We start from the raw sequence: 13,814 nt of genomic DNA on the forward strand, positions 1-13,814 counted from the left end.
GAAGGTATTGTAATTAATTTTCTACAAGTACTACTCTTATGTAACTGTTCAAGATCATTATTGAACTGTTAGTGGAACTGGTTTTGAGTGCTTAAAGGGGATTGACATCAGAAAGTTGAATCATTCTTGTAATGATTTTTCGAGGTTGTGCTAGAAGGCCAGACTATGAAACAGTAGATTAGGTAATAAATATTAAGTATGTTTGCACCAATTGAAAAAGATGCTTGAGTACAAGATAACCAAATCAGAAAGATCGACTTCCCTGATAAGCAATCGACCTTTTAAGCTTAAATGCTACATTCGTGTAATAGTAGACATCACATCCGTTATGGGAGCTGCTGAAGTATTTTTTATTAAGAATTATATCCAAAAGAAATTATAAAAATCAATGAAAATAACGAAAAGATTATTAATAATCCGAAAATTATTATTGTTAGTGCAGCTAACGATTTAGGGATGTTGACACGTTTTTTCCAAATGGAACCTATTATTAATAAGCTTAGAAGCATTATGATTATAAAAATAGAAATAAATACATAACTTTGTTTAATTATAATCCATAGGTCCATTTTACATCTCCTTTGTCTCAAAATTCTTGAATGTCTTTGATCAGGATTAAAAGCCATGATTTCACATCTTGAATAGTCCTACTTCTGTATCAATAATATTTATGAAATAAGATCTGCTCATCAATAGAAGGAATTTTAGGTGGCTATCTATAATCCCGCAACTAATACTATTTGTTTAACAAAAATATACTCCTCGTCCACCAAATATCCATCACTTTAGATGGAACATACAAATCATTAGATATTGTTTCTACTAATTAAGTTTTCGTAGAATAGCTACAAAGTTCAATTAATGTTCCATCAGTTGAGGCGGGATTAATATAAATGAGTCTTCTTCCACGTGCATTAGTACGTAATGTGTCCTCTAGAAAACGAACTCCATTTTCACTTGCCTCGAGTATTGCTTTGTCCAAATCGTCAACTCGATATGCAATATGATGCACTCCTTTTCCCCGTTGCTTTATAAACCTAGCCATTGGAGAGTTCTTGTTGGTTGGTGCGAGTAATTCAATTACTTTATCATTAGTTCTGACAACAGCAACGTGCACTTCAACGCCAGGTGTATCACTTGTATAACGGTCCTCTACTAATCCATTTAACACATTAAGATAAAAGGGAAGAGCATCATCAATACTTCTAACAGCTATTCCAACATGATCTAAAACATATTCCAATTTACTTCCTCCGTTCAATATTATTATCCTTAATAAAGACTTATTCTATTTAAGTTGAATTTATTATCATCCAAGTTTAATATATTTCTATTATAATTATTTGGGCACTAGTTTTAATATAAAATGAAATCCCCTTCTAATCCCACATTTAATTATACTGTATCTTTACTGGAAGAAGTAAAGATACAGTATAATTGTCCGAGTAATGCACTCATTAGTTTAAGTGCACCAATTCACATACTTAGTTGAATTCACTTAGAAGTTACAATTTGTTTCAAACTCATTTTCATTAAAATATCCCGATTCCTTAGTTACTATGCCAAGGAATCGGGATATTAATCTCAATATTTTCAATTACTGGCAAACATTTCCTTATTGCACTCTTAAATTATCTATATGAATCATGACTTGGATGAAACAAGTCTTCCTTTGCATTTCTCACAATTGAAAAGTGTTCAACATTGTAATGACCATGAAGTGTTTCATTATGGTGCTTTATTATTTGTTCTGCACTTAAAAAACCACTGTCTATTGTTGAATGGGCATCACCAACTAATGTAACATCAAAACCATTAATAGTTGCTGTTCTGACTGCACTATCTATACAGTGTTGTGTTTTACAACCCATAATAACAATATGTTCAACCTCTTGCAATCTTAAATGATTGAGAAGTCCTGTCCCATAGAAGGAGTTAGTTGCAGTCTTATCGAAAAACTTTGTATCAGTAGGCACATTAATTTCATCGTGAACTTGAAACCCTTTACCTTTACCTTCAGCAACATCTAAATCCCTAACAAAGACAACTGGAACATCAGATTCCCATGCTTTTTCGATCAGAAAATTTATATTCCTAATAAGTTGCTCTTTATTAAAAACTGCACTTTCTACTTGATTCCCATCAATTAATTCTTGTTGAGCATCAATAATTAACACTGCTTGATTCAAATGTTTTTCCCCTTTCAAGTGTCAGGTAACGCAATAAAATAATTTTTTTTAGACGTATACCTCTTAGTATTTTTTGTTATTAGTCATAATATCTACTCTTGAATTAGCTTTCAAAATCCTTAGATGATTTAATTTTAGCACAATTTCTTTTAATAATAAATGGATGATTTCCACACACTTATGAGCTTATACGGACAGATTGAAACGGAAGTGATTTACATCACACGCAACTACCAATCCACAAAACAAATTATCGAATTTACACGCAGACTAGTACCTAACGGCTAACGGATTATCCCTTTCGAACGCGACGGCGAGCTACCCGCGCTGACACAATTGCTCGATCACACAGAACTCCACCGCAACATCGCATCAAAAGTCGTGGATTTACGAGATCTTGGCTATAATAGTATTGCCATAATATGCAAATCAGCTAAGGATAGTTAAAGTGCATATGAAGCCCTGTCTAACATTAATGAAATTATGCTCTTGAAGAACGGCTCCATTGAATATGAAAAAGGAGTTATTGTCATACCGTCGTATTTATCCAAAGGTATCGAATTCGACGCTGTCATCATTTATGACGCATCTGAGCTAGTATATGGTGATGAGACCCTGCGTAGAGTTTTTTACACAGCCTGCACCAGGGCTATGCATTTTTTACAGCTATACAGTGTAGGTAAACCGAGCCCATTCTTGCGAAACGTTTTGCAAGAAAATTTTATCCAAGCTTGAATTAGTCGTAATTTTAACGATAAACACTTTGGGCAATTAACAGCCCCACAACTTAATTGCCGAATTTAAAAATGTACATTTTCTCGTCTTCAAGGGTAACCTGTACATCTTCAAGATGTTCGTTCAAAAAAGCTAATCACTCATTTACATTTTCTGTTTTACCTTGTTTCACTCGATATCGCGTGTACTCAATATTCACTTTGAATCTTTCCTTCCTATTAGTGGGTCCATATTAGGTTTACTATATTTTAACGGAACTAACCTTATCTCCTTCTACAACTATAAAAGTACGCCTCTACTTATTGTAGAAACGCATTAGTTAGTTTAAGTATTATCCTGCACAATGGTATTGAGCCCATGGACTAAATTGGATCTTTAAATTTTATGGTTTTAAAATCCATATAAAAAATGATCGGGGTTACTTTATATAATCAATAAAGTACGTATCATATGACTCTTTAAAAATGGATCCAAGTTTTTCAGCTAATTTAACAGATTCATTATTGGCTCCATCCCAACTTGGATATATTCCTCTCTCTAGACAGTCTAATATCAACGCAGAGGCTGTTATTATTGCCAAGCCTTTTCTCCTATGTTGTGGATGTGTAGCAATTTCAATCTCAATTCCATCATTATAAATGCTAAATGATGTTGCTCCACATACCACTTGTCCCTCCTTCAAAATAGCAAAACCTACACCTCGGTCTATAAAATCATCTATCGAATTAAACTGAGCTATAAAGTCTTCTGATAGCTCATGCAAAGATGGTTCTTTTGCTATCGTCGCATCTATTTTTTTCAGTTCATATCCCTCTGGTAATGGAGTTAATAATTTCTGTATGTGAGTTTTATCAAGGTGTTCTGGGTTTTTGTTAAATTTATACCGTTGAAACTTCTCTATTGAACCTTTATGTATTGTTTCGATACGATTTTTCCATTCTTCAGTATTAACAATAGCAAGACTATACTCCGACAGATTATATAGAAGTTCTTCCGCTATCTTTGTATAAGGATTTCCAGCAAAAAAAACAAAAATCCCCACTGTTACTTGAGCAACTGTAGGATTTTCAAGATCGTCAACCCACGCGGTTCCCATATGCCCTTGAAGACATGAAAGAATAATAGTGCTATCCATACCATCGAACATTGGGATTAACTTTTTTCTCAAATCATTACTTAATTCATAAATCATTCAATTCCTTCTCTCTATATATAAAATATTCAATCTTTACGACAATGATATCATTAATTATTTATTTAATGTGAATCCTCTCTAACATTCATCACATTTTTCAGATAAAGATTAATATTAATATGAAAAAGTAATAACTTATTAAAATAAACTCGACCTTTAGTTGAACAAGAAAAAAGAGTAGCATTGCAACTCAACGATCTTCCAATAAAGCACCAATTAATGAATAGTACTTAATTTGATATACATTGAAATTAAATACAGTAATATGGTTCTAGAATCAAAGCTTTTAGTTTAATTACCTTTTAAATCCACCTTCCGAGTGTATAATCTGACCTGTAATCCAATCTGCTTCGTCGCTCACTAGAAATTTAATCATTTTTGCTACATCTTTCGGTTCACCAATTCTACCAAAAGGGAACATCGGTGTTAATTCACTTTTTATCTCCTCTGTCATCCACCCTGTATCAGTTGGACCTGGATTTATTGCATTGACCGTTATTCCCAAAGGGGCTAGTTCGGCCGACAATGTGATAGTTAAAGCATCGACGGCTCCCTTTGTTGTTGCATATGCTAATTCACCAGGCATCGGTCCTTGAAATTGACCTGAAGTAATATTGACTATCCTTCCACCAGATTTCTTATCAAATTTTTGGGCAAATTTACTACTTAATAGTGTCGTCGCACGAACATTTACCATATAATGTTTATCTAATTCTTCGCCAGTTATATTAGAAAAATCGTTATTAGTTGAATATGCTGCGTTATTTATCAAGATATCGGGATAACCAAGTTGTTCAGAAACTCTACTTAAAAGTTGTTCAGGTGCATCATATTGAGTTAAATCCAACTCCATACTTGATACCTTAACACCTTTTTTTATTAATTCTTCTTTTAATATCATTGGCTCATTTAAATCAATACTCCAAGGCATTTTTTTGTCATAGTCTGTCCAATAGGTAAAAAATATATGATAGCCCGCTTCAGCTAGCTCTTTACAAATAGCCGCTCCAATCCCTTTTAGGCGGCTTACACCCGTAACAATAGCAATTCCCCCTATTATTTGGTTCATTAAAACATTCCTCCACTACAATATTAAATTTAAATACTTCTCTACCATGCCCCGTTAGCCATACATGTAGTGCAAAATCAGCGGTACACCTGAGAGGATGAATATGTGGGTAGAACAGGTATTGGATACTACGTCTGACGAATAAGGTCGATTTACTATCGTACCATTGAGCCCATCCGTTAATCTGACCCCAACAACCATGGTGCATTACATAATGTCGCATTCACACCGAGTAACCCTTATGGGAGATTAACCCCACTCTGGTTATTACACCAGCCATGCCTTTATCCCAGGAAGAATGGGGTTGAATCCTGATTTCCTACCATCTCAATATAATCATTCTGAAGGCTCAGCCATTTTTAATAAAAGCTTTTTCAGAGTTTCTTTTGTTATACAATTTCATAGTTTTTGAGCGTTTTATAATTCTTATGGGAGTTGAACAAGAAAAAAAAGAGACGCATGTTAAACAATCGCACCCGATTGTTTAACAAAGACAAAGTGATCATCTGGGTCCCATACGTGCTGCTCATCAGCAATGTATCCACGCAACCATAGGTCTCCTTTAATGCGTCTGAGATAGAACCCTTTAGGGAAATTTTCTTCATTGTTAAGTGTCTCCGAGGATACTGTGATGGATCCGTTAGGGGCTTGGTGTTGCTGAGAAGATTTGCCTTCAGGTTGATCCAGATATCCGAGTCTCAGATAAGGTCCAAGCTCTAACGGACACAATTCTAAACCAAGGTGATTTGCTCTTTCGTAGATTTTGGTTAAAGTGTCTCCCTTCGGTAAACCAAGGTCACGTATAGTGAGCTCAACTGTCTCTAAAGAGAACGTTTTAGCAGAAGTGGTAAAATAATCATCTGTGAATAGCTTTTCTCCTAATTCATTCATCAAAATAGAATGTTGTTGCATTTTCTGCATTAGTTGCGATTTAGTAAGACCACCCACTTCTACCGTTCTTGTGATGGACAGACAATCAGGATATATTTCCTTATTTTTGATGTTCATTTATTGTCCCCCTTCTGAGTCTTCCATTACACATAAATATATTCCTTTAAATGGACCGATTGTTGGACACAAGTTAAACACCTAACTGTCTACGCTTAAGGGCTACTGTAACCAGAAGCCCTCCAAGACTCGCTACGAGTGAATGGCTAGTTCTTTCTCGATGGGAATCCCACCCGCTATATGATACGACCTAGGCCTGGCCGCACAAGGGAGAGCATTATAATAGTTTTGCCATATAGAATTCATCAACAAATTCATCTTCAATAAATAAAGAATGTTTTTTTGTTCCCTCTATTTCAAATCCTATTTTTTTATATAATGCTAAACCTGCTTCATTCCTAGCCACTACTGTCAGTTCTAAACGATGTATATTATGGTTAGATGCCCATTGTTCCAACTCTTTAAATAACTTTCTTCCCACTCCTTGTCCTCTATAATTCTCAACTATTCCAATAACAATATAGGCAGAGTGTTTTCTTCTTGCATTACTGCCAATAGCCATCAAGTACCCCACTAACACATTGTCAGTTTCAGCAACAAATATAGTAGAAGTCTCGTTTTCCTCGATACTCTCAATGATTTTTTCTTGTTGTTCGGGTTGAATATTTCTTTCTCCTGCTTCCCAGAGCATATATTCAGAACTTCCCTCGACTTGCTGAGTAAGATAGACAAACTTTTCTGCATCTGAAGTTTTTATTTCTCTAATTATCATTACTTTTCTCCCCCTCAACAAACCATAGGTTATATAAATTCTTGCATAGGTTGCACTCCCAAGCTAATCATACCTAACTTCAACAAAAAACAGTATTCCCCTCTATTAATTGCATTTACTTTGAAGAGATTAACTCGAAAGAATTAACATCTGGATCATCAAAATAGATTGCAGCATGTGCATAAGGATACTAGTGGTTGACGTTGTTCATTAAATCCAAATGCATTACGAATAGCTATTCCTTTTTCATTCAACCAGTTCTTGTATAGTATCCTCTTTGTCTACGCGAAATGCGATATGTCGTATAGAACGGTGATAAGATACCTCAACTTTGTCACTTTCCCATTAACCAAGCCAGCTTTCTCCAGTGTCAATCCAGAAATGCGCTAATTCCCCTTGTTTATATGCTATCTCTAACCCTAATTTCCGATAAAATAAAATTGGATTTTTCAGGTCACTTACTGGTTAATGTAATTCATATAATCCTGTTATTAACGATGACTCCTCTTTTTCAAATATTATATTCTCGCAACAGTTTGGCGCGTTATTAAATTAATCACTACAACACAATAATTTTTCACCCATTATCTCATATTAAGTGGCTTTAGTGACTTTAGTGACTTCCGTTTTTCAGCTAATTATGATTAAATGAAGTATAACTATTATTTTCAGCTGCTCCTAGAAATAGGGTATATTTGGAACGTTCTAGGATTGTTATTTAACGTTCCCTTAAAAATCAGTTTTTTTCATCTAACTAGTTAACACTGTAGGTACCTTGAGTTTCAGTTATTCAGCCTGCGTTCAAAGTTATAATGACAAGTCAACAAAAAGCGTAAACATGCTAATTAATCTACTAACACTGCCATAGGTTGAAGGGGGATAATCTCAATGAGTAATGAAGCTAAATTACAAAAAGAAGCTATGCATGTACTAAAGCTAACAAGTAGAACCTTTTATATTCCAATTAAGCTGCTCAATCCGACATTAAGAAAGACGGTCGGCTCTGCCTATTTATGTATGCGTGCGATTGATGAAATTGAAGATCACGAGGACTTAGAAGCTGAAACTAAGCAGCACTTGTTGCGTTCTACTAGTAAACTTTTACAGACAGATTTTGATGACGTAGCCTATCAACAACTCTTAAAGCCCTACGAGAATCTTTTACCAGAGGTTACGTTAAGACTGGGTGATTGGCTTTCCGTATGCCCGGAAAGTATTATTGACAAGGTTAAAGAGTCAACAAGTATTATGGCCGATGGTATGGCCCGTTGGGTAGAAAAAGACTGGGTTGTAAAAACGAAAGAAGATTTAGATGAGTATACATATTATGTAGCTGGCTTAGTTGGCATTATGTTATCTGATATATGGGAGTTGTATGACGGTACGATAACGGATCGAGACTTAGCGATTGGCTATGGCCGAGGCTTGCAAGCTGTCAATATGCTACGCAATCAAGATGAAGATGCTGATCGCGGCGTCCGTTTTATACCCGATGGTTGGGATAGAAACGATATGTTTGCCTATGCAACAGCGAATTTGAATAAAGCAGATGAATATATAGAATCGATTGACACAAAAAACATTTTGTTGTTCTGTAAAATTCCACTTGCCTTAGCAAAAAGCACTTTAAAAACATTAAAAAATGGTAAAGAAAAAATGTCACGTACAGAAGTAGAATCCACTGTGGACGAGATTATTAATGATCAAAAACACGTTTAGATTGTTTCAGTGTTTTTAATGACTTTCGAAAAAAGACGACTGTACATTCGAATTTTGAATGCGCAGTCGTCTTTTTGATTAGCCATTAGGCCACTTATGCTTTTTGTGTAAGCATTAATCTAAATACTAAATCCCCCCTCTTTTAAAAGCAAAGAGCAGAATTATAAAAAAAGAAATCAACCACATTATACAGCTGAATTCTTCCTCCCTTTCTTCTGTCTATTTGGAAATGACAATAGTTGACGAATTTTAAAACCATAGGAATCCATCAATGCACACATATTCCCTTTTATATAATCACAAAACAATACCAATGATAGTAGCCGAAATTACAGAGGCTAGTGTTGCACCTAATAACAGTTTTAAAGCAAATTTCGAAACATAATGACCTTGTTTTTCACTAATTGATTTGATTGAGCCAGCAACAATACCAACAGTTCCAAAGTTTGCAAAACTAACCAAATAAACCGATACAATTGCCACTGTTTTATCAGAAAGATTTGAAGAAATTTCACCAAAACTCAACATTGCAACAAATTCATTAGTAACAAGTTTTGTAGCCATAATTCCACCCGCTTGTACAGCTTCTGCCCATGGCACACCCATCAAGAAAGCGATTGGTGCAAAGATATAACCAATAACTGTTTGGAATGAGACTTGAAATACGCCGAGAAAAATCACATTAATTAATTCCATCAAAGCAATAAACCCTAATAGCATAGCAGCAACGGTAACTACGAGTTTAAAACCATCCATTACGCTATCTCCAACCATTTGGAAGAAAGGAACTCTCTCATCTTCATCCACTTGAATTAATTCATCATCACTTTCTAAATCATACGGATTAATAATATTTGCAATTATGAGTGCACTAAAAATATTTAAAACAACAGCAGTTACAACATATTTCGGCTCTAACATCGTCATATAAGCTCCAACCATTGCCATACTTACTGCACTCATCGCGGAAGTACAAATTGTATAAAGTCTTTTTGAAGATAAATGAGGTATTTGTCTAATAATTGTCAAAAATACTTCTGGTTGTCCAAGTATTGCAGTAGATACTGCAAAATAGCTTTCAAGTTTACCCATTCCAGTTATTTTACTTAAAAATAAACCTAGATATTTGATAATGTAAGGTAATAATTTGATATAGTTTAGTATACCTATTAGGACCGATAAGAATACTAGAGGTAATAACGCTACAAATATAAAAGATATTTCACCTTCATTCACGATACCACCAAATACAAATTGAATTCCTGTATCAGCAATAGCTAACAGTTTCTCAAAAAACTTACCAACACTGGTAATAGCAATAAGACCTATACTAGTATTCATCATGAAATAAACTACAACGATTTGTACAGCTAACATAATCAGAATACGTTTATATTTTATCTTTTTTCTATCATTACTAAATATAAACGCAATAAAAAAAACAAGTAATATCCCTGTTATTAAGAATAGAAATTTCATGTAAATCATCCCCTTTTATGTTAGCGCTTTCAATTAATTGATAATACTAGTTCCTTTTCATATTTTTGTAAAAATACGAAAAGGAACTAGATGAGTGAATTTATAGTAGTAAAGATCAGCTTATCTTAAGTAATAGTTTTATTGTTCGTTTGTTTTGCTGTTTAAATTAACTGCAATTTGAGCTCCTACTTTAGCATTGTGTTTTACTAATTCAATATTTACATCAAGGCTTTTACCATCTGTTAATTCTTTAATTTTACCAAGTAAGAACGGTGTAGTATCTTTACCAATAATATTATTTTCTTCTGCTTCTTTGATTGCTTGGTCAATAATTCCATTGATATAGTCTTCATCCATAGCAAATTCTTCAGGGATTGGGTTAGCAATTACTACCCCACCTTTAAGATTTAATTCCCATTTAGTTTTCAATACATCAGCAATTACATCAATTGAATCCGTAGAGAAGTTTAATTTAAATTCACTATTTCTTGTATAGAATGCTGGTAGGCACTCCGTTTCATAGCCAAGCACAGGAACCCCTTTTGTTTCAAGGTATTCCATCGTAAGCGCTAGATCTAGGATTGATTTAGCTCCTGCACAAATTACCGCTACGTCCGTCTGAGCTAATTCTTCAAGGTCAGCTGAAACATCCATTGTAGTTTCTGCACCTTTATGAACGCCACCAATACCGCCTGTTACAAAGATTTTGATGTCCACTAATTCAGCACAAATCATTGTAGTTGCCACAGTTGTTGCACCTAGTTTTTTTGTAGCAATAATTTGTGGTAAGTCGCGTCTTGACACTTTAGCAACATCTGAACTTTTACCGAATAACTCCAACTCTTCATCTGTTAAACCGATTTTGATTTTCCCATCAATAATAGCAATTGTTGCTGGAACAGCCCCGTTATCGCGAACAATTTGTTCAACCTCTCGAGCCATTTTTACGTTTTGGGGATAAGGCATCCCGTGAGAAATAATTGTAGACTCTAATGCCACAATTGCTTTCCCTTCCTCTTTTGCCTGTTGAACCTCTTTTGATAATTCAATATACTTTTTCATTTTAAATTTCCTCCATATCTAGTTTAAATTGTTTTTGAGATAATTCTTGTCTAACTGTATGCTTTGACAAAATTGTTTTTTGGGCATTGACCAAACCGGACTTAATAATGTAATCAAAGTCTTTCTTTTGTAACCAGGAATAAATAACTCCCGAACAAAATGAATCCCCCGCACCTGTAACATCCACAACTACTGGTTCTTCGATAGCTGGAAAATAACGAATCTCGCCATTTTCACTACCTGTAAGCACACCTTTTGATCCGTTAGTTACAATAACATTTTTAACTCCTAATTCTAACCATCTCTCAACTGATTTTTCCCAATCTTTATCATCATTAATTTTTATATTCATAAAAGTTTCTGTTTCATCTTTATTTACGATGAGCCAACTAACCGCATCCAGTGTTTTGGGCAGTCGATTCATTTTTGGAGACGAAACAGGAATGATAACTAGTGGAATAGTATGCTCAGTTGCGAAAGAACAAAGAAATTCAACCGTTTCAACCGGACAATTCAAATCAACTACAATACATTTAGCGCATTTAAGAATATTGCTGTCTTTTTCCAATAATTCAGGAGTAATTTCTTCGAAAATATCCATATCTGCTAATGCAATTGATAAATCACCGCTCTTATCCAATACCGCGGTATAGGAACCTGTTGATGCATTTTCAAATTGAGTAACATGCTCTAAATTCATAAATGGAGAAGACATATCATAAATCTCTTTCCATTCTAAATCGTTACCACTTGCTGAGATTAATACAACTTGCTCACCCAGTCTACCTAGATTTTCAGCAATATTCCTTGCTACTCCTCCAATCGTTCGAGAAGATTTTACTGGATTAGACGTTCCATTAGATATCTCAAACTTTGCATAGAGTTTTCTATCTACATTAGCTCCACCTATACAAATAATAGGTGAGTTCTCATTTAAAACATAAGCATTCCCGGAAATATGCTCATTCTTGATTAGCCCGGAAATAATTTCAGCAATTGAAGAATTTGGTAAACCTGTTAGTTCCGACAATTCGTGTTGAGAAATAAGTGGTCTTTCTTTAATCATACCTAAAATTAAATCCTCATTTTCATTAGCGATTTTTTCACACCCCCTCATCCTTGAAACAAAAGTTTATATTGTAAACATATGTTTAGTATACGACTTTTTTATAAATTGTCAATAATAAATTGCTCTATTTCCACTATTGTCTCAACAAGATGAGAAAAGAGTAATGCTCCCGCTAGACGTTACAGACAAAAGCCGATCCAGCAACATAACTCTCTTTGCCACATAGCTAACGCCAAGTGTCTAAACACTGATCCAATTAGAAAAACTTATTCTTATCTTTTAAAATAAAAAGGACTCATTCCAATACATCTTCTCTGTTAAGCGATAACCTCAACAATAGAACTTGTAATTATTCCTGATTCAGAACCAGTAATCGAATATATATAACTAAAATAACCCTTCTGAAAATCTACTCTAAAAAAAAATGCCCCACCCTTTTTATCAAATTGGATGAGGACTTGTCTATTTACGATTACGTTTATAATGCTTTAAAAATTTTTGAATCTACAATTTATCCTTTTTTAAGACTGTTGGTAAAATGATACCCATAATAATGATTACTATACCTACTATTTGTAGTGGAGTAACGATTTCACTTAATAATATAACTGATACCAACACCGCAATCGGCAATTCAAAAGCACTCAATATTGACGACATACCCAATCCTACTTTAGGAACTGCGATGGTAAATAAATAAACCGGTATGATCATACCGAACAATCCTAATGCCAAACCATATACCCAGAGTCCCTCACCAAACAGGGTTCCATTCCAAATGATTTCTGGAGACTGAAAAGTAGCTGTTGTCATAAAAGCAAAAAAGGAAACCAATAGTAATCGGTTAGATGTATTCATACTCTTAATTGGCTTGCTATTAACAAATAAAAATAAAGAAAAACAAAGAGCTGCAGTTAAACCCCATAACCAACCTTGAATAGGTATTTGAGATAAATCTACATCAATCAAACCTGCAGCTGGTATAGTTCCTGCAAACAAAACGATTAACGAAATAAACTCGATTCGACTTGGGAGTTGCCGTTTTGCTATACAAGAAATCAACATACCTATCCACGTAAATTGAAACAGAAGTACCACCGCTAAAGAAGCAGGTAAATAGATTAAAGAGCGACCATAAAAAATATTCGTCAATCCTGTTAATACTCCTGCTAAAATAAGAATTTTAATCCCTTTAAAGCTTATTTTTTCTCTATTTGTTAGAAGAAAAATACATACCGCTATACAAAACCCTATAAAAAATTGGCTTGTAATTGCTTCTGAGACCGAAAAACCACCTTGTATTGCAAGTTTAATGATAGTTGACACTAAACCATAACTACTAGCTGCTAAAACTACTAACAAAGGGTATAACCACATTTTCATTGTATTATTTCCTCCAATTGTTTTGTATATATATGGATGTAGTGCATTTACCAAACGATAAGATTGATGTATGATTGTCGTATCAGGTTTCCTTTATAATGGATTTGGACAAGCGTACCAATTCCTAAATAAAGGATCTTTTTATACTTAATGCGTAATTTTCAGGTTATGAACGAGATTCTTAACACCCATGA

At 34.3% G+C, this 13,814-nt stretch carries 11 protein-coding genes and 1 pseudogene; 2 read left to right on the plus strand and 10 right to left on the minus strand.

Annotated elements, in window-relative coordinates; all coding sequences use genetic code 11:
* Positions 1 to 826 precede the first annotated feature (826 nt).
* Complete coding sequence (locus ACGLYD_RS09215) at positions 827 to 1,243, minus strand: VOC family protein (protein WP_399632559.1); 417 nt, start codon at positions 1,241 to 1,243, stop codon at positions 827 to 829.
* Between the two features lie 388 nt (positions 1,244 to 1,631).
* On the minus strand, positions 1,632 to 2,189 hold the full coding sequence (locus ACGLYD_RS09220; protein WP_399632560.1) for a cysteine hydrolase family protein: 558 nt from the start codon (positions 2,187 to 2,189) through the stop codon (positions 1,632 to 1,634).
* Between the two features lie 165 nt (positions 2,190 to 2,354).
* Here ACGLYD_RS09220 and ACGLYD_RS09225 point away from each other — a divergent pair.
* Positions 2,355 to 2,924, plus strand: a pseudogene (locus tag ACGLYD_RS09225) (ATP-binding domain-containing protein); the annotation flags it as partial.
* A 418-nt stretch (positions 2,925 to 3,342) separates the two neighbouring features.
* Here the strand turns inward: ACGLYD_RS09225 and ACGLYD_RS09230 are convergent.
* From ACGLYD_RS09230 to ACGLYD_RS09245, 4 genes are all read right to left on the minus strand, one after another.
* Complete coding sequence (locus tag ACGLYD_RS09230) at positions 3,343 to 4,116, minus strand: GNAT family N-acetyltransferase (RefSeq protein WP_399632563.1); 774 nt, start codon at positions 4,114 to 4,116, stop codon at positions 3,343 to 3,345.
* A gap of 298 nt (positions 4,117 to 4,414) precedes the next feature.
* Complete coding sequence (locus tag ACGLYD_RS09235) at positions 4,415 to 5,188, minus strand: SDR family oxidoreductase (RefSeq protein ID WP_342538403.1); 774 nt, start codon at positions 5,186 to 5,188, stop codon at positions 4,415 to 4,417.
* Positions 5,189 to 5,650: 462 nt separating this feature from the next.
* Complete coding sequence (locus tag ACGLYD_RS09240) at positions 5,651 to 6,196, minus strand: helicase (protein ID WP_342538404.1); 546 nt, start codon at positions 6,194 to 6,196, stop codon at positions 5,651 to 5,653.
* Positions 6,197 to 6,413: 217 nt separating this feature from the next.
* Positions 6,414 to 6,908 (minus strand): GNAT family N-acetyltransferase, encoded by a 495-nt coding sequence (locus ACGLYD_RS09245; protein ID WP_399632567.1) that lies wholly within the window; start codon positions 6,906 to 6,908, stop codon positions 6,414 to 6,416.
* An 888-nt stretch (positions 6,909 to 7,796) separates the two neighbouring features.
* Here ACGLYD_RS09245 and ACGLYD_RS09250 point away from each other — a divergent pair.
* Entirely contained in the window at positions 7,797 to 8,627 is an 831-nt protein-coding gene (locus ACGLYD_RS09250) for a squalene/phytoene synthase family protein (protein WP_067209827.1), read from the plus strand.
* A 297-nt stretch (positions 8,628 to 8,924) separates the two neighbouring features.
* Here ACGLYD_RS09250 and ACGLYD_RS09255 read toward each other — a convergent pair whose 3' ends face one another.
* From ACGLYD_RS09255 to ACGLYD_RS09270, 4 genes are all read right to left on the minus strand, one after another.
* Positions 8,925 to 10,106, minus strand: a complete 1,182-nt coding sequence (locus ACGLYD_RS09255) for a NupC/NupG family nucleoside CNT transporter (protein WP_399632569.1) — start codon at positions 10,104 to 10,106, stop codon at positions 8,925 to 8,927.
* Positions 10,107 to 10,244: 138 nt separating this feature from the next.
* Positions 10,245 to 11,168, minus strand: coding sequence for a pseudouridine-5'-phosphate glycosidase (locus tag ACGLYD_RS09260; RefSeq protein ID WP_187044983.1), 924 nt, complete (start codon positions 11,166 to 11,168; stop codon positions 10,245 to 10,247).
* Between the two features lies 1 nt (position 11,169).
* Positions 11,170 to 12,234, minus strand: a complete 1,065-nt coding sequence (locus ACGLYD_RS09265; RefSeq protein WP_399632572.1) for a carbohydrate kinase family protein — start codon at positions 12,232 to 12,234, stop codon at positions 11,170 to 11,172.
* 507 nt (positions 12,235 to 12,741) lie between these two features.
* Positions 12,742 to 13,614, minus strand: a complete 873-nt coding sequence (locus tag ACGLYD_RS09270) for an EamA family transporter (protein WP_187047901.1) — start codon at positions 13,612 to 13,614, stop codon at positions 12,742 to 12,744.
* Positions 13,615 to 13,814 lie beyond the last annotated feature (200 nt).

It is taken from the genome of Sporosarcina sp. SG10008 (genome assembly GCF_044569405.1).
GTDB lineage: Bacteria > Bacillota > Bacilli > Bacillales_A > Planococcaceae > Sporosarcina > Sporosarcina psychrophila.

Excerpts from the sequence above, each read along its gene's own strand:
- ACGLYD_RS09240 (WP_342538404.1), bottom strand. The coding sequence starts at position 6,196 with ATGAACATCAAAAATAAGGAAATATATCCTGATTGTCTGTCCATCACA.
- ACGLYD_RS09230 (WP_399632563.1), bottom strand. The coding sequence starts at position 4,116 with ATGATTTATGAATTAAGTAATGATTTGAGAAAAAAGTTAATCCCAATG.
- ACGLYD_RS09260 (WP_187044983.1), bottom strand. The coding sequence starts at position 11,168 with ATGAAAAAGTATATTGAATTATCAAAAGAGGTTCAACAGGCAAAAGAG.
- ACGLYD_RS09235 (WP_342538403.1), bottom strand. The coding sequence starts at position 5,188 with ATGAACCAAATAATAGGGGGAATTGCTATTGTTACGGGTGTAAGCCGC.
- ACGLYD_RS09250 (WP_067209827.1), top strand. The coding sequence starts at position 7,797 with ATGAGTAATGAAGCTAAATTACAAAAAGAAGCTATGCATGTACTAAAG.
- ACGLYD_RS09245 (WP_399632567.1), bottom strand. The coding sequence starts at position 6,908 with ATGATAATTAGAGAAATAAAAACTTCAGATGCAGAAAAGTTTGTCTAT.
- ACGLYD_RS09255 (WP_399632569.1), bottom strand. The coding sequence starts at position 10,106 with ATGAAATTTCTATTCTTAATAACAGGGATATTACTTGTTTTTTTTATT.
- ACGLYD_RS09270 (WP_187047901.1), bottom strand. The coding sequence starts at position 13,614 with ATGTGGTTATACCCTTTGTTAGTAGTTTTAGCAGCTAGTAGTTATGGT.
- ACGLYD_RS09265 (WP_399632572.1), bottom strand. The coding sequence starts at position 12,234 with ATGATTAAAGAAAGACCACTTATTTCTCAACACGAATTGTCGGAACTA.